This is a genomic window from Chengkuizengella marina (assembly GCF_009910845.1).
Taxonomy (GTDB): Bacteria; Bacillota; Bacilli; order Paenibacillales; family KCTC-33759; genus Chengkuizengella; species Chengkuizengella marina.
On the sequence record NZ_SIJB01000023.1, the window covers coordinates 141556 to 158380 of the forward strand.

At 34.5% G+C, this 16825-nt stretch carries 19 protein-coding genes and 1 riboswitch; of the genes, 15 read left to right on the forward strand and 4 right to left on the reverse strand.

Going from position 1 to position 16825, the window contains the following annotated elements; genetic code table 11:
• Positions 1-195 precede the first annotated feature (195 nt).
• Complete coding sequence (locus tag ERL59_RS10180) at positions 196-717, reverse strand: hypothetical protein (protein ID WP_160646099.1); 522 nt, start codon at positions 715-717, stop codon at positions 196-198.
• Positions 698-1153 carry a sigma-70 family RNA polymerase sigma factor gene (locus tag ERL59_RS10185; protein WP_160646100.1) on the reverse strand — a complete coding sequence of 152 codons (456 nt, stop codon included), beginning with the start codon at positions 1151-1153 and terminating at the stop codon, positions 698-700. Before ERL59_RS10185 ends, ERL59_RS10180 begins: the two co-directional genes overlap by 20 nt.
• Positions 1154-1519: 366 nt before the next feature.
• Here ERL59_RS10185 and ERL59_RS10190 point away from each other — a divergent pair, with 366 nt between their 5' ends.
• The gene (locus tag ERL59_RS10190) at positions 1520-2233 is read left to right on the forward strand and encodes a toast rack family protein (RefSeq protein ID WP_160646101.1); all 714 of its coding nucleotides are present in this window, start codon (positions 1520-1522) and stop codon (positions 2231-2233) included.
• A gap of 105 nt (positions 2234-2338) precedes the next feature.
• Entirely contained in the window at positions 2339-3124 is a 786-nt protein-coding gene (locus tag ERL59_RS10195) for an aldo/keto reductase (protein WP_160646155.1), read from the forward strand.
• A 68-nt stretch (positions 3125-3192) separates the two neighbouring features.
• Here ERL59_RS10195 and ERL59_RS10200 read toward each other — a convergent pair whose 3' ends face one another.
• Entirely contained in the window at positions 3193-4221 is a 1029-nt protein-coding gene (locus ERL59_RS10200; RefSeq protein WP_160646102.1) for an NAD-dependent epimerase/dehydratase family protein, read from the reverse strand.
• Between the two features lie 632 nt (positions 4222-4853).
• Here ERL59_RS10200 and ERL59_RS10205 point away from each other — a divergent pair.
• Positions 4854-5129 carry a hypothetical protein gene (locus tag ERL59_RS10205; protein WP_160646103.1) on the forward strand — a complete coding sequence of 92 codons (276 nt, stop codon included), beginning with the start codon at positions 4854-4856 and terminating at the stop codon, positions 5127-5129.
• Positions 5130-5232: 103 nt separating this feature from the next.
• Here the strand turns inward: ERL59_RS10205 and ERL59_RS10210 are convergent, their stop codons facing one another.
• Positions 5233-5370: a hypothetical protein gene (locus ERL59_RS10210; RefSeq protein ID WP_160646104.1), complete on the reverse strand. Its 138-nt coding sequence runs from the start codon at positions 5368-5370 to the stop codon at positions 5233-5235.
• 205 nt (positions 5371-5575) lie between these two features.
• Between ERL59_RS10210 and ERL59_RS10215 the strand changes: the two genes are divergently transcribed.
• The 12 genes from ERL59_RS10215 to galU all read left to right on the forward strand — a co-directional run bounded on the left by ERL59_RS10215 (position 5576) and on the right by galU (position 16815).
• Positions 5576-7018 carry a sensor histidine kinase gene (locus ERL59_RS10215; RefSeq protein ID WP_160646105.1) on the forward strand — a complete coding sequence of 481 codons (1443 nt, stop codon included), beginning with the start codon at positions 5576-5578 and terminating at the stop codon, positions 7016-7018.
• A 53-nt stretch (positions 7019-7071) separates the two neighbouring features.
• A riboswitch (TPP riboswitch) is annotated at positions 7072-7173 on the forward strand.
• A gap of 56 nt (positions 7174-7229) precedes the next feature.
• Positions 7230-7832, forward strand: a complete 603-nt coding sequence (tenI, locus tag ERL59_RS10220) for a thiazole tautomerase TenI (RefSeq protein ID WP_160646106.1) — start codon at positions 7230-7232, stop codon at positions 7830-7832.
• Positions 7833-7852: 20 nt separating this feature from the next.
• A complete protein-coding gene (gene thiO, locus ERL59_RS10225; protein ID WP_160646107.1) occupies positions 7853-8968 on the forward strand; it encodes a glycine oxidase ThiO in 1116 nt (371 codons plus the stop codon).
• A 90-nt stretch (positions 8969-9058) separates the two neighbouring features.
• Positions 9059-9262, forward strand: a complete 204-nt coding sequence (gene thiS / locus ERL59_RS10230; RefSeq protein WP_160646108.1) for a sulfur carrier protein ThiS — start codon at positions 9059-9061, stop codon at positions 9260-9262.
• A 1-nt stretch (position 9263) separates the two neighbouring features.
• Positions 9264-10031 (forward strand): thiazole synthase, encoded by a 768-nt coding sequence (locus tag ERL59_RS10235; protein WP_160646109.1) that lies wholly within the window; start codon positions 9264-9266, stop codon positions 10029-10031.
• Positions 10028-11047: a thiazole biosynthesis adenylyltransferase ThiF gene (locus ERL59_RS10240; RefSeq protein WP_160646110.1), complete on the forward strand. Its 1020-nt coding sequence runs from the start codon at positions 10028-10030 to the stop codon at positions 11045-11047. Before ERL59_RS10235 ends, ERL59_RS10240 begins: the two co-directional genes overlap by 4 nt.
• Positions 11048-11421: 374 nt before the next feature.
• Positions 11422-12228 carry a bifunctional hydroxymethylpyrimidine kinase/phosphomethylpyrimidine kinase gene (gene thiD / locus ERL59_RS10245; RefSeq protein ID WP_160646111.1) on the forward strand — a complete coding sequence of 269 codons (807 nt, stop codon included), beginning with the start codon at positions 11422-11424 and terminating at the stop codon, positions 12226-12228.
• A complete protein-coding gene (gene thiE / locus ERL59_RS10250) occupies positions 12228-12908 on the forward strand; it encodes a thiamine phosphate synthase (RefSeq protein ID WP_235929851.1) in 681 nt (226 codons plus the stop codon). Before thiD ends, thiE begins: the two co-directional genes overlap by 1 nt.
• A gap of 134 nt (positions 12909-13042) precedes the next feature.
• Entirely contained in the window at positions 13043-13792 is a 750-nt protein-coding gene (locus ERL59_RS10255) for a YveK family protein (RefSeq protein ID WP_160646112.1), read from the forward strand.
• Positions 13782-14474, forward strand: coding sequence for a CpsD/CapB family tyrosine-protein kinase (locus tag ERL59_RS10260; RefSeq protein ID WP_160646113.1), 693 nt, complete (start codon positions 13782-13784; stop codon positions 14472-14474). The genes ERL59_RS10255 and ERL59_RS10260 overlap by 11 nt, the downstream gene beginning before the upstream one ends.
• Positions 14475-14662: 188 nt before the next feature.
• Positions 14663-15430 carry a tyrosine-protein phosphatase gene (locus ERL59_RS10265; protein WP_160646114.1) on the forward strand — a complete coding sequence of 256 codons (768 nt, stop codon included), beginning with the start codon at positions 14663-14665 and terminating at the stop codon, positions 15428-15430.
• Positions 15431-15930: 500 nt separating this feature from the next.
• Positions 15931-16815: a UTP--glucose-1-phosphate uridylyltransferase GalU gene (galU, locus tag ERL59_RS10270; protein ID WP_160646115.1), complete on the forward strand. Its 885-nt coding sequence runs from the start codon at positions 15931-15933 to the stop codon at positions 16813-16815.
• Positions 16816-16825: the final 10 nt, after the last annotated feature.

Consider the following 16825-nt stretch of genomic DNA (forward strand, 5'->3'; position numbering starts at 1 on the left):
TAATAATTTCTAGTGGATAAACAAGAATGGAACATACTGAATAAAATTCGATGACGATATAACTTACACCTTTTTTTGTGTGATTAAAACTTGAAAGATGTAAATCTTTCAAGTTTATAAAAAATAGAGAATAAAAGGTTTGAACTAACATTCAACCTTTTATTCTTAAGGTAAATCAATACCTATCATTCAACTTTATATATTTCCTTTATCTTTAAGTAAGTAATTTTTGATTGGACTAGGGTTAGAAAAGGTATAGTAAAGAACATTGGTTTTGCGTAATCGTTCCTGATCGTTTTTCTCACGAATCCACTCTTCTTTAGCAGTTCGTTTCCTACGTACAGGAGGATTGCATTTCATATAATTGATATCCATCTCCTCAGCTAGAGTAATATTATATTCGCGTTGTTGTCGTAAATGCAATTGCCAGCTGCTCATGATTGGATACTCCTCACGTTGCACCTTATAAGGATTAACATCTGTTAATTCCTCATATAAAATTAAATCAGCTAATAGCTGTAGCAATAGAGGGCTTTCAGAGTGAGAATCATTTATTTGTTGATGGTATGCCTCTATCATGTTTTCAATACATTGTATCCGCTCATCTCTTAATTGAACTTCATAAGATCTATGTTTAAATGTAAAGCTCTTCCCTTCTTTTAAACAACCTTTTAGCATGTTCACTATCTTGTCCAATTCATCTAAAATAGTTTTCAACGACATCACCCTCCCATCCATATTCACATGGTGAATGATCTAAGGAAATCTTGATCACTATTTCGCTATACTTCCAGTCTTTATATACTTGGGCGATCTTTGTTAGTGCGCCTTGAAGATGAGAGCTTACTTGCTTCTGTGAAATTCCAAGAATTTTACTTGCTTTTTGTTGAGGAAATTGTTTATATCCATATACTAATGTGAACGTTTGGGCTTGCCTTTTTGTAAGATTTGCTCGTTCAATCGCTGTATTTAAATCTAGTAAAATATCACTTGCTTTTGTATCTCCTTTATACCGGCGATTAGAAATAATAAATCGATCTTTTAATAATATTCTAACTCCTTTAATATCATCTAATGCATAACTGACTCGAAATTGTTTGTTATTATTAATCTCTTTTCCTTCTTCTAACCCTCTCATTATTTGAATTGTCATATTTTCTCATTTCCCTTCCATGTTATCGCACATATTTTAAGTCTGTATACCGGCATAAATTATTCGTAGTGCATTGCTATCAATAATTAAATAAGTTGCAATGTCTAAAGAGAATTGTTTCCTGCCAAGTATACTTTCATGAACAGTGGCCAACTATGGAAATGAGTCGATCAAAAATAGGAACATTTGTTCTTATTATAATCACTTTATTTTATTTCGTCAACCATTAATTTGAAATATATGGTAAAGATAAACGCATCTATGATTCAATACAAATGATTAACTAATTCTTGTCATTAAGATGTTTAAAATGTCATAATATGGGTATGTGCAAAATTGGTAATGATCAAAGGGGGAGAAGCTATAATGAAAAGGTCTTTTTTTTGGATAATGTTAGTACCATTATTAATCATAAGTGGATGTTTTAGTGTAGAAGTTGGGAGTTTGGAGAAGGATACGATAGAAATTATAAAAGATAAATCCACAGAGTTAGAAGTCATTTTAGATATTAGTATGGGAGAGTTGTATGTATCTAAGGGAGCAGAAGAATGGGTGGAAGGAATTATCGAATATAATGTAGAGAGTTTAGATCCAGAGGTTAATTATGAACTTATTCAAAATAGAGGTCAGGTTATAATTAAACAAAATGATGGCAATTTTGGAATCAACATTGGGGACGTTGAAAATAACTGGGATTTAAAACTAACCAATGAAATTCCAATAGATTTAAAAATAGATGCTGGTGTTTCAGAAACGGAGCTAGATTTACGTGGTCTCAAATTAAAAAATTTAGAGGTTCAGGCAGGTGTCGGTGATATTACAATTGATATGAGTGGTCAATGGGAAGAGAGCTTCAATGCTATAATTTCTACGGGTGTAGGTAGTTCCACCGTTATTTTACCTACTGATATAGGAGTTATTATTGAAGCTGATAAAGGAATAGTTGCAGGAGATTTTATAGGTTTAATATCACTAGGTGATGGGGTTTATGTAAATGAAGCATACAATGCTTCTAATAGTCATCATATTAAAATTGAAGCAGATCTAGGTATTGGTGAAGTTGTTTTCAAAGTGAACTAAAACAATGGTACTTTATTTATAAGTGATCTATTTAATATTTTATATAGAAAGTGAGTGGACCCAGTGAACGTAACATCTCAAGCGACTTTAAATAATGGTGTAAAAATGCCTTGGCTAGGATTAGGAGTTTATAAAGCAGCTGAAGAAGGGAATGAAGTGCAGAAAGCAATTATAGAAGCTGTTGAACTAGGTTACCGCAGTATTGATACTGCTGCATTTTATGAAAATGAAGTTGGTGTTGGAGAAGGAGTTAGAAATTCAGGAATTGATCGTGTTCAATTATTTATAACCACAAAAGTCTGGAATTCTGAACAAGGTTATGAATCTACATTAAATGCATTTAATCGAAGTATGAAAAAATTAAAAATGGATTATATTGACCTTTACCTTATTCATTGGCCTGTAAAGGGAAAATATCTAGATACGTGGAAAGCTTTAGAAAAACTTTATGAAGAGGGTTATGTTAGAGCCATTGGGGTAAGTAACTTTCAAAAGCATCATTTAGAAGACATATTTCAACAAAGTTCAATCGTCCCTGCAGTAAATCAAGTTGAATATCACCCCTTACTGCAGCAAACAGATTTGTTAGCTTATTGTCAGTCTAAACACATACAAATGGAAGCTTGGAGTCCATTATGTCGAGGTAAACTGATGGATAACGCTAGCCTTCAATTGATTGGAGATAAATATGGAAAAAGCGTAGCTCAAATCATTTTGCGATGGGATATTCAGAATCAGGTTGTAACGATTCCTAAATCTGTGAATCCAGATCGTATTAAAAGCAATGCAGAGATTTTTGATTTTGAATTGGATATTGAGGATATGAATACAATAGCTGATTTGAATGAGGATAAACGTGTTGGTCCTGATCCTGATCACTTTGATTTCTAATTGTCATGCAAAATCTACTGTATAGTGGGTAGGCTGATAGGTTCATTTTGAAATAGACCGTTTACGGTCTATTTCTTTTTATTATAATATTCTAAATACCAATCTACAAAACGACTGATCCCTTCTTTAATCGTAGTATTTGGTTTATAGTCCACATCCTTGACCAACATATCTACATCTGCATACGTTTCAGATAGATCGCCTGCTTGCATTGGGAGAAGTTCCTTATTTGCTTGGATGCCTAGTTTCTTTTCCAATACTTCAATAAACTCCAATAAATTTACTGGATTCTGATTTCCGATGTTATAGATTCTATAAGGTAAATCATTTGTATTTGTAACAGGTTGTGTTAATTTCTTATTCTTATCCCCAATGTTGTTGTCTTTCTCAATCAATCGAACGATGCCCTCAATAATGTCATCAACATAAGTGAAATCTCTTTTCATATTCCCGTGATTATAAACTTTTATCGTTTTCCCACTTAAAATGGACTTCGTAAAAGAAAACAAAGCCATATCAGGGCGTCCCCAAGGGCCATATACCGTAAAGAAACGTAATCCAATCGTAGGTGTACCAAATTGAGAAGTATAGGTGTAAGCCATTAACTCATTACTTTTTTTAGTCATCCCATATAAACTAAGGGGATGGTCAACCCGATGTTCTTCTGAAAAAGGCATTTCTGTGTTTGCTCCATAAACAGAGCTTGAAGAAGCAAAGATCAACTGTTTAGGTTGGTGATACCGACAAGCTTCTAATATACTTAAAAACCCAGTAATATTCGTATCAATATAAGCTTGTGGATTTTCAAAACTATAACGAACACCAGGTTGAGCTGCTAAATGAATCACAGATTCAAATTCATTTTCAGAAAAAATATGTTTTATTTTACTCCCGTCCTCAATGGAGATCTGTTGATAAGTAAAGTTTTCATGAGGAAGAAGCTGTTTTAAACGGTCTTTCTTTAAAGAAACATCATAGTATGGTGTTAAATTATCAATACCTATTATGGAATAACCTTGATGCAGCAAACGTTTTGTAAGGTGGTAACCAATGAATCCAGCACAGCCCGTAACTAATAATTGGTTTTGTGAGGACAAGGATATCTACTTCCTTCCTTTTGTTAAATGTGAACATCATAATAGTATATGTTTAAATAAAAAAAATAGAACATATATTTGTTGTTAACAGTTTGTGGATAACATGTGGATAAGTATTTCGTTTTCCACAGATTTAGCTTACCACCTTTTGCTTTTAACTAAACTACTATAAAAATATCATAAATCTCTAATTACAACACCAATGGTTATATTAAACCAGCTTATATTTCCTATAAAAACATCCTTTTTATTTTCTGGTGTTATGAATATCGATGGATTAATCCCATTACAAATGGACTACATCTTAGAGGTTAGAAAATTGGAAACTTCAACACCAACAGAAATGAAGTGATTTTTATACAAATTAAATAGAGGTCAAATGGGTTTATATATTACTACATCTTATTTTACTGAATCCGCACAAAAGAAGGTTCTTCCATCAAGTTAATAACTGGTCTGGATATTGTAAAATGTTTAAAGGAGCATCAATGGATTGAAGGAAATCAAATAAAATCTACATGGATTGATGAGATATGTAACACAATGAAAAGATGAGTGCATGAATAAAAATACCTCTAACTCCTCACTATAAGGAATGAAGTACTAACCAAAAAAGTATTGGAGGTTTTTCCATGCCAAGTGAAAACACAAGTAAACAAAGGCAAAATCCAATCTCCCAAGCGCAAAACTCGGCACAAAGAGCAGAAAATGCTGTAGAACAAGCACAAACACATCCTAATCAAACTACATTTCAACAAGCAGAACATGCCATCAACAGAGCAGAACATGCACTGGATCAAGCTAAAGGTAGTGAAAATCAAGAACCAGCTGATAGAATAGAGGAACGATTAAATCAACAAATTAAAAACCTTAAAGAAGTTGAAAATCAAACTCATTATGGAAGGTAATTTTGAATTATAGCTGGGTAGTATGAATAATTGAACAAGACTAATGAGTAAAAAACATCTCATTAGTCTTTATTTTTATCAGATCAGAACATAATTTGTCATATTATGGAGTATTCGTTACGGTTTTTCTTTCAGCAGGTTCACCGTTTGTAGAATTTCTATGCTTTAACTTTGCTGTATCGTCATCTTGGTCATTGCCTTGTTGTTTTTGTTTTGCTCTATTGTTCGTATTTCTAGACAAATGAACTCACTTCCCTTATTAAAATTGTACTACATAAGTATCTTTTGATATTTATTAGAATGTTATGCATTGCTGTTTCTGTTCTTAGTAATAAAAACAATAATTTTGTCGATTGGTGTTTCAAATTAAATAAAATCAAGCTATAATTATAAATATTGGTTATTTCTTCCTTCATTTATGAAACGGAAAGGAGGGGTGATGATATTTGCAGCTGAAAACAAAATTATCCATTATTTTTTCTACAATTGTTATTTTATTTTTGTTGTTAAATAATACGTTTAATTATTTCTCAACTAGAGAGATTTTACGTGATGATAAAGAGCAGGAAATGGTATTGTTGGCTAATCGATTAGCTACTTTTCTTCAATTTTCAGAAAACTCTTTCTTTATTAATGTACCAGACTATTTACTAGAGATGAATTTTGCAAACAATGAAAGAGTATTAGAAGTTGCTGGATTTGATCCCAATACCTATAAAGAAGTGCCTGTGTTCGCTCAGAACAATCAATCTCTTAATGATTTTATACAATTAGAAAAATATGATTACCATGAAGATAATGATGTAGATATCATTTCGAAAGTCCTAGATACTGGTGAGACTAAGAGTTATATTTCAACATATCAGGATCAAAAAGTAATGAAAATATTCACCCCAATATCGATGGATAAACCGTATGTGATCAGCATTGTGTTTGATTATAGTGATATACAGAAAGTATTAAACAAACAACTGTGTTTTAACTTTATCATTTTAATGTCAGCAATTGGAATCATTATTTTAACAAGCTTTATTTTCGCTGGATATATCGCAGCACCTCTTAAGAAAATTCTACTAAATTTAAATGATATTAATAACGGGAAGTATGGAGTTCAAGTAGAAGTAAATAGAAAAGATGAATTAGGTTTATTAAGTGAAAGAGTGAATTTATTATCTTTGAATCTAAAAAAGTACCAGCAATCAGAAGAGATGTTAATTAAATCAGAAAAGTTATCTGTAGTTGGTCAGTTAGCTGCTGGAGTTGCTCATGAAATTAGAAATCCGCTTACTTCATTAATTGGATTTTTAAACTTAATTAAACATGGTAAGGAAATGAACAGGGAAGTTTTAGAGGTTATGACTTCAGAGCTTCACAGGATCGAATTGATTTTAAGTGAGCTGCTAGTACTTGCTAAACCGCAAGAAATAACATATAAACATAAAAACATACATAACATATTTAAGGATGTACTGACGTTAATTGAGATACAAGCCACACAAAATAATGTGAAAATACAGTTGGACATAGAAGAAAAAGTACCCTTCATAGATTGTGACGAAAATCAATTGAAACAAGTATTTATTAATTTATTGAAAAATGCGATTGAAGCCATGCCATCTGGAGGAAATATCATTATTTCTGTTAAAATGAATGAAGATGAAAAAGTATTCATCAGCATTCAAGATGATGGGTGTGGTATGAATGAGGAAGAAGTGTGTAAATTAGGTGAACCTTTCTTTACGAGTAAGGAAGAAGGAACAGGTTTAGGATTTATGTTAAGTGAAAAGATGATACACAACCATAAAGGAAGTATTCATATTCACAGTATTAAAAATGTAGGGACTAGTGTGGATATTATTTTGCCTTTAACACAAGATTTGAATACATAATCTGACAAGAATCGTTCATTGCTTCGTTACAAGTATTCATGTTAAAATATTGAAAGATACACTAGGGGAGCCGATTGGCTGAGATAGAATGATGTTCTGGACCCTTTGTACCTGATCTGGGTTATTCCAGCGTAGGGAAGTGAAGATGAGATGTCATATTTTAAATGAAAACATCAATCCACTCTTTACGTAAGAAGGAGTGGATTTTTTTATGTCTGGGCGGGAATTGCATGTCATTTCAAATGGAAAGAGTTCTTTACAGCATTTCGCTGATATCGCAGGGCAGATTCATCCCTATGTTACAGCTTTTCATATTCGAGAAAAGCAAATGAGTGCAAAAGAGCTTATGGTAGGTGTATCTTTTTTAAAAGAGAAAGGTATCCCGCTTTCAAAAATCGTGATCAATGACCGAGTGGATGTAGCTGCAATAAGTCGTGTATCAGGTGTTCATCTGGCTTCTCACAGTCTGGATGCAGAATTAATCAAACAAACCTTTCCCTATCTTAGAGTTGGATGCTCTGTGCATTCCTTAAAAGAGGCATTGTCTATGGAGCAAAAACAAGTGGATTACGTCTTTTACGGTCATATATATGAGACTGCTTCAAAACCAGGATTACCAGGAAGAGGTTTGAATGAACTTGCTACCATCACACAAAAGTTACAAATTCCTATTATTGCTATAGGTGGTATCAAAATTTCTAATATGAATGAAGTTTTGACTGCAGGAGCATCTGGTATTGCGGTCATGTCAGGGTTGTTGGAAGCGGAAAATCCTCTTGAGGAAGTAATAAGATATAGACAACTACTAAAGTGATTCGAATGGAGAGGAAGAGCATGGTGAATCATTACGATGCTATTGTTGTAGGGGGAGGCGTTATTGGGAGCTCTGTTGCCTACAGTTTAGCAAAACGAGGTTTGAAAGCAGTCATTTTAGAAAAAGAACGACTAGGATCGCAAGCATCACAAGCTGCCGCAGGTATGTTAGCTGCACAAGCCGAGATGACAGAAGCAGGACCTTTATTCGAATTATCTAGAAAAAGCCGAAACATGTTCCCAAAGTTAGCAGAGGAGCTTCATGATCAGAGTGGAATCGATATTGCATTAACAAATAAAGGCATGTTTAAAATCGCAGTGACAGAGGAGCAAGTGCAAGAATATAAGCAAATGATTTCATTTCAACATGAAGCAGGAGAACAGGTAGAATGGCACACTGGAGATGAATTGCTTGAAAAGGAGCCTGCCTTATCTAATGTAGTTTTAGGTGGGTTATATCTTCCCAATGATGGTCATGTTTTAGCACCTGAGTTATCTCTCGCATTTGCAAAATCAGCTGCAAATCTTGGTGTAAAGATACAAGAATATACAGAAGTGTTTTCCTTTATATTAGAAAGTGGTAGGGTCAAAGGGGTAAAAACAGATCGAGGGGAACTTCTGAGCGACAATGTAATAGTGACCACTGGAGCATGGAGCCATCGATTGTTGCGAGAGACTGGGATTGATTCATCTGATTATCCTGTAAAAGGGGAATGCTTTTCGGTTGTATTTCAAAAACCTATTCTTGATTCCACCATTTTTTCAAATGGTTGTTACCTTGTTCCTAAAAAAGGTGGCAGACTTATCGTTGGAGCTACGATGAAGTCCAATACCTTTGATCGTAAGGTAACTGTTGATGGTATCTCTACTTTATTAGATAAAGCTAAAAGATTATTGCCAGACATCGTAAACGCGGAATGGGAGAAAACATGGGCAGGGATACGGCCACAAACAGCAGATAGTATACCCTACCTGGGAGAACATCCAGAATGGCAAGGACTTTTTATAGCGACAGGTCACTACCGTAATGGTATTCTTCTTAGTCCTATTACTGGGGAAATCATTGCGGATCTAGTTGAAAAGAAACCATACAATGATGTGGATCTAACACCGTTTCGCATTCATCGTCCTTTATAATCTTTTAAAAAACATATGTGAGATACAGTCTAATGCAATCTATCTACTAAGGGGTTTCACATCCGGTGTAAATTAATGAGGTGATATATTTTGAAACTTCATATTAATGGAGAAAATGTTGAAGTGCCAAGCTCAATAAGTTCCGTTACAGAATTATTAGCACACTTTGAACTGCAAGATAAAGTTGTTATTGTAGAATTAAATCATGATATTTTGCAAAAAGAAAACCATGCGCAAACTAATGTTTCAGATGGGGATCGCATAGAAATTGTACATTTTGTAGGAGGCGGTTAATTTGTTAAACATAGGACCTTATTCATTCCATTCTAGATTAATGTTAGGAACAGGAAAATATCCTGACTTTGATATTCAAAAACAAGCAGTTGATGTTTCTGGCACTGAGATATTAACGTTTTCTGTAAGGAGAATGAACATATTTGAACCTAGTCAACCTAACTTTTTAGAGAAAATTGAAGTAGAGAAATTTAAGCTTCTACCTAATACAGCAGGTGCATCCACTGCAGAAGAGGCTGTACGTATTGCAAAACTTGCTAAAGCATCTGGTTTATGTGACATGATTAAAGTAGAAGTCATTGGTGATGCAAAGACATTATTACCAGATCCTGTGGAAACACTAAAAGCAACGGAAGAGTTATTAGCTGAAGGATTTATCGTATTACCTTATACATCTGATGATGTTTTACTAGCTAAAAGGTTGCAGGACTTAGGTGTACATGCCATTATGCCGGGTGCATCCCCAATTGGTTCTGGTCAAGGGATCATTAATCCATTGAACTTAAGTTTTATTATAGAACAAGCTACGGTTCCAGTTATAGTAGATGCAGGGATTGGAACACCATCGGATGCTGCCATTGCGATGGAAATGGGAGCAGATGGTGTCTTATTAAATACAGCAGTATCTGGAGCAAAAGATCCAGTGAAAATGGCACAAGCGATGAAGTTAGGCATTGAAGCCGGTCGTTTAGGGTATGAAGCTGGACGTATTCCAAAAAAACGTTATGCAACAGCAAGTAGTCCAACGGAAGGATTGAGTACCGTTTGAGTGATCGATATTCAAGACAAACCTTATTTACACCCATTGGTGAAAAAGGGCAAGAACTAATCTCCAGAAAACATGTGTTGTTAATCGGAGCAGGTGCTTTAGGTACAGGCAATGCCGAAGCTTTAGTGAGAGCTGGTATTGGAAAACTTACGATTGTAGATAGGGATTATGTGGAATGGAGTAATTTACAAAGACAGCAGTTATACCATGAAGCAGATGCAGCGAACCGAATGCCAAAAGCTATCGCTGCAGAAAAACGTCTCAAGGAAATAAACTCTGAAGTAAATGTCGTTGCACACGTTATGGATGTAACAACAGAGGAAATTGAACAACTTGTACAAGGCGTTGATCTCATCTTAGATGCTACAGATAATTTTGATACTCGTTTACTAGTAAACGATATTTCTCAAAAATACCAAATTCCTTGGATTTATGGTGCTTGTGTAGGCAGTTACGGGTTGTCCTATACAATATTTCCCGGGAAAACACCTTGTTTGAACTGTTTATTAGAGACCGTACCGCTTGGTGGAGCAACTTGTGATACGGTTGGGATTATTAGTCCTGCTGTGCAAATGGTAGTGGCTTATCAAATGACAGAAGCGTTAAAAATTTTAGTTGAGGATGAAGAAGCTTTAAGGAATAAGCTCGTATCCTTTGATCTGTGGAAAAACCAGCATACAGCGATTAATGTAAACAGAGCGAAAAAGGAATCTTGCAAATCGTGTGGATCACATCCAACCTACCCTTATTTGTCTGCTGGTAGTCATACAAAAACGGCTGTTTTATGTGGCAGAAACACAGTGCAAATTCGACCACCAGAACCGAAAAAACTCCATTTAGATCAGTTAGCTGAAACGTTGAAAAAACAGGGTGGAGAAATTGACTTAAATCCTTTTCTCTTAAACTTTAAGATGGGTGATCATCGCATGGTGATATTCAAGGATGGTCGTGTGCTTGTGCATGGGACGAAGGATATTGCTGAGGCTAAAAATTTGTATCATCGATATATGGGATAACATATAAAAACTTTGGAGGCTCCGTGCTTTGGGGCCTTTTTTTGGGACATACCACTTTTTATTATGTAATTCTGTGAGGAAATTTGAATGTTTAATACAATGTAATTTGCTCTTATCCTTCCACTTCAATGCTAATGTACCTCAACTAGAATCAGCCACATCCATGTGGCCAACGTTGACATCAAAACTTCCTGTTTTGTAAAGTCAGTCACAAGAGCAAATCACTTTTTTTTTGATGAGATTTCTTTTAATATCTTTGTCGGTTGATGGCAGGCACAACTTTTCCAGTGAGGTCAGTTAAACCGGAATTCATAGTGAAATTTGTTTAAAATCTAAAAATCTATTAACAACATACTGAAAGGAGAAAAAACAATATGAAACCGATTAAAGTTTTAACCATAGCAGGTTCAGACAGTGGTGGAGGAGCAGGCATTCAAGCGGATTTAAAAACATTTCAAGAGTTAGAAGTGTTTGGTATGTCAGCTATTACTGCTATCACTGCACAAAATACTTTAGGATTACAAGGTGTGTATCCTTCTTCCCTAGAAGCGGTAGCTAATCAAATTGATTCTATAGGAACGGACATTGGAGCAGATGCAATTAAAACAGGCATGTTGTTTAACAGTGAAATGATCGGACTCGTTTGTGAAAAGATCAAACAATATCAATGGGACAATGTTGTTGTTGATCCAGTGATGATTGCTAAAGGTGGGGCTTCTCTATTACAAGAAGAAGCAGTGAAAACGATGAGAGAGCAATTGATACCTTTAAGTAAAGTTATCACTCCAAACATGCCAGAAGCGGCAGCTTTAACAGGAATAACAATACAGTCCTTAGAAGATCGAAAAGAAGCAGCAAAAATGTTGCATGACTTAGGTGCTCGAAATGTTGTCATAAAAGGTGGACATGAGATTAATTCAGATGAAGTGATAGACCTTCTATATGACGGGACTGAATTTACAATGTATCAAAGTAGAAGAATTCATACAAACAATACACACGGAACAGGTTGTACATTTGCAGCGGCAGTGGCTAGTGAGTTAGCTAAAGGAGTTGAAATCAAAGTGGCTGTAAGAAATGCTAAGAAATTCGTACACATCTCTATTGAACATGCTATGCAAATTGGAAGTGGACATGGACCGTTAAATCATGCTGCACATCGTACTGTAGGTGAACAATAATGGCTAGTAATTTTCAAAATATCTCACCAGAAATAATGAAAAAGCATCTAAAATTATATTTTGTAATGGGAAGTGTGAATTGTTTAAAAAATCCAGTTGAAGTTTTGAGCGAAGCTATAGATGGCGGCATTACGATGTTTCAGTATCGTGAAAAAGGAAAAGGAGCCTTAGAGGGGGAGGACAAGCTGCAGTTAGGGAAAAAACTGCAGTCTTTATGCAATCAGAATAACATTCCTTTCATCGTAAATGATGATATAAATCTTGCATTAGAGTTAGATGCAGATGGGATTCATATCGGTCAAGAGGATGGCGATGTTTCAAAGATTAGAAAGTTTATAGGGAGGAAAATATTAGGAGTTTCTGCCCACGATTTATCCGAAGCAACAGAAGCTGTGAAGACGGGTGCAAATTATATCGGTGTTGGTCCGATGTATGAAACAAAAACAAAACTGGATACAAATGAAGTCGCAGGTCCAGACATGATTCGACAGCTCAGACAAAATAATATAGAAATCCCGATCGTTGGAATCGGAGGAATCAATCAACAAAACTTAAAACCCGTGATAAATGCAGGCGCAGACGGTGTTGCACTAATCTCAGCCATTAGCTCTTTAAAGCAACCTAGAGAAGCAGCGAGCAATTTAATCGAATCAATCAACGACTCTTTCGTCAATGAATGATAGCCGTATATATTATGGGGATGTTTTACAATATTCACCATATTATTGTGAGTGAATATTTATAAAAATTTTGACGAATTATGCTATAATACATTTATTCATACCGTGGTAGGGTTATTATCAGGAGGAGAGTAATGGAAGAATCGATTAGTTTAAAGGAAATATATGAGATTGTTAAAAAAAGAATTTGGTTAATTTTAACGATTACTGTCATAGCAACACTTATAAGTGCAGTAGTTAGTTTATTTATATTAACACCGATTTATCAGTCATCTACCCAGATCTTAGTGAACAATACGAAGTCAGAAAATAATGGTTTAGATATTAATGATATTCGAACGAATACAGAGTTGATTAATACATATAGTGTGATTATAAAAAGTCCAGCTATTTTGGATATCGTTATAGAAGAACTAGAACTAAATCGCTCGTACGGAGCTTTGAAAAGTCAAATCAACGTTAAACCTGAAAACAACTCGCAAGTGGTTTCCATCGTTGTTGAAGATAAAAATCCTGTTTTAGCAGCAAATATAGCAAATAGGATTGCTAGCGTTTTTAAAACAAGCATTGTAGATTTAATGAATAACAACGTAGACAATGTAAGTGTATTAGCAGAAGCTAAAATTTCTGAAAATCCATCACCGATTAAACCGAATTCAACCCTAAATATTGCGATTGCGATCGTCCTTGGTTTAATGGCAGGGGTAGGATTGGCGTTTTTACTAGACTATTTAGACAATACAGTGAAAACAGAACAGGATATCGTGAATTTACTAGACTTGCCTGTATTAGGTTCTATAAGTCAGATTAGAGAACAAGAAGAAAAAGCTTCTGTCCCTAGTCAGCAAAATCAAGCGGTTGGGAGTGTTACGATTGAGTCGTAAAAAGCAAAAACAAACCAGTCAACGCAGTTTAGTCACATTAACGAATCCAAAATCTCCTATCTCAGAACAATATCGAACGATTCGTACCAATATTCAATTTGCGGATGTAGATCAAAATATCAAGTCTCTTGTAGTTACTTCGTCAACACCAGCAGAAGGAAAATCAACAACAACGGCTAATTTAGCCATTGTACTTGCACAGCAAGGTAAACGTGTATTGTTAGTGGATGCAGATCTTCGAAAACCATCGATGCATTATACCTTTCAATTATTGAACACTTTTGGTTTGACCAATGTATTAGCAGGTCAAGCTGCTATGAAAGGGGTTATTAGTAAAACAGGTGTTGAGCATTTGTTTATTATTACAAGCGGACCGATCCCTCCAAACCCTGCAGAAATGTTAGCCTCTAATGCAATGAAACAATTTGTAGAAGAAGCTAAGCAAAATTTTGATATTGTACTATTTGATAGTCCTCCTGCGTTAGCTGTTACAGACGCACAAATATTAGGTGATTTAAGTGATGGTGCCATATTAGTCGTACAAAGTGGGAAAACAGAAGTTGAGGCTGCTTTGAAAACAAAAGAACTATTACTGCAAGCAAATACGAAAATTTTGGGTACGGTACTAAACCAGAAGAAAATATCCAAAAAACATGATTATTACTATTATTACGGAACTTAATCAAATATAGTCTGTTACATAAATAGTGCTATTTTCTTAGTCATTTTATTGATTTCTAGGAAATTAGCACTATTTTCTATTCTCATTTTTCAATAAACGTGCTAAAATAGGACAGAACATACTATCTTTTTGATTACAATTACATAATATTTCCAAAAATTAGTTCCTAGGTTTAGGGTGGTGGAAAAATGATAGATTTACATAGTCATATCTTACCTGGAATAGATGATGGGGCGAAAGACCTAGAAGAAAGTGTACAACTTGCTAGAGAAGCTGTTAAACAAGGAATAACGAAAATGATTGCCACTCCGCATCATCGCAATGGTTCTTATTACAATTCCAAAGATGAAATCTTAAAAGCGGTTGACCTTTTAAATGAAGAAATGTTTTTAGAAAATATTCAATTAGAAATATACCCAGGACAAGAAACCCGTATTTATAAAGATATGGTTCACGATATTGAGCTGGGAGAGCTACTATCCTTAAACGATGATGATAAATACATATTTGTGGAGCTTCCCTCGAACCACGTTCCACGTTACACAAACCAACTATTATTTGACCTGCAATTAATAGGTTTAAAACCGATTATTGTCCACCCTGAAAGAAATCAAGAATTCATTGAAAACCCAGAAACGTTATATCAGTTTGTGAAAGGTGGAGCTTTGACACAAGTAACAGCAGCAAGTGTAGTAGGTAAGTTTGGAAAAAAAATTCAAAAATTCACAGAACAATTAATTGAACATCATCAAACTCACTTTGTTGCATCTGATGTTCATCATGTGATACGAAGAGGATTTTATTTAAATGAAGCTTATGAATATATAGACCAAGAGTTTGGAACGAAATGGAAAGATTTGCTTCTGAAAAATCCTCAAAGATTAATAGAAGGTAAGATGATTTATTATGAAGAGCCACAACGTATAAAAAGAAAGAAAATATTTGGCATTTTTTAATGGAATGGAAAAGTTAGAACTCTATTCTTTTTTAGTTTTTAAAATCATGTTGCTTTTGGTGACATCCTCTTACCAATATCAATGGGGGTACTCGATTACGCTGTGGGTATAGATGTACCTTAGACGCTTGTCGTCAGTGGTGTGATGTGAGGATGGGTTAAATGCCCTACATAATAAACTTCTAGCTATAGATTTTCAAGGAATATTGAAACTATTAATTTACATTTATAGTATATTTTTCTATTTTATTACCACATGTTATGTGATCGTAATGTACATATACGTTAATTCGTGCATTAGTAGGTTTTGATTGGGAATCTAGAGTTAGGAGTTTTATATAAATTTGAGGTTTTAAAAATAATCTAATTGGACTTTTTACTGACACAATCTATCTGTAATATTTTCATATAGATCACATAAAGATAAGAAAAGGCATGTAAGAAAAGATGAACAATGAATCATTTAAAGATTCATAGAGTTTGAAGATGGGAGCAATGTCTATGAAAAAAGTAAAAAAAGCAATCATTCCTGCAGCTGGATTAGGTACTCGTTTTTTACCTGCAACCAAAGCGATGCCAAAAGAGATGTTGCCTATTGTAGATAAACCTACTATTCAATACATCGTAGAAGAAGCAGTAGCTTCAGGTATTGAAGATATCATGATTGTGACTGGGAAAGGAAAACGGGCAATAGAAGATCATTTTGATCATGCTTTTGAATTAGAACAGAATTTAATAGAAAAAGGAAAAAATGAATTACTTGATAAGGTTCGGCAATCTTCCAATTTAGCAAACATTCATTACATAAGACAAAAAGAACCAAAAGGATTAGGTCATGCAATCTGGTGTGCACGAACATTTATTGGAGACGAGCCTTTTGCCGTATTATTAGGGGATGATATTGTTCAATCAGATGTCCCTTGTCTAAGACAGTTAATTGATGAGTATGAAAAAACTCTAGCTCCTGTCATAGGTGTTCAACAAGTATTAGATGAAGAGACACATCGATATGGAATAGTTGATCCTTTAGACCAAGTTGGTAGACGTTATCAGGTTAATAGCTTTATAGAAAAACCTGAGCAAGGTACAGCACCTTCTAACTTAGCAATCATGGGACGATATATTCTCACTCCTGAGATTTTTATGTTTTTAGAAGAACAAAATATAGGGGCAGGCGGAGAGATTCAATTAACGGATGCGATTTCTAAATTAAATGAAATTCAACGAGTTTTTGCTTATGACTTTGAAGGGAAACGTTATGACGTAGGGGAAAAACTAGGGTTTATTCAAACCACAATTGAGTTTGCAATGCAGGATGATGAATTAAAATCCAAACTTCTATCTTTTATGAAAGAAATCCAAGACAAAAATAAAGTTAACATTTAAAAATATATAG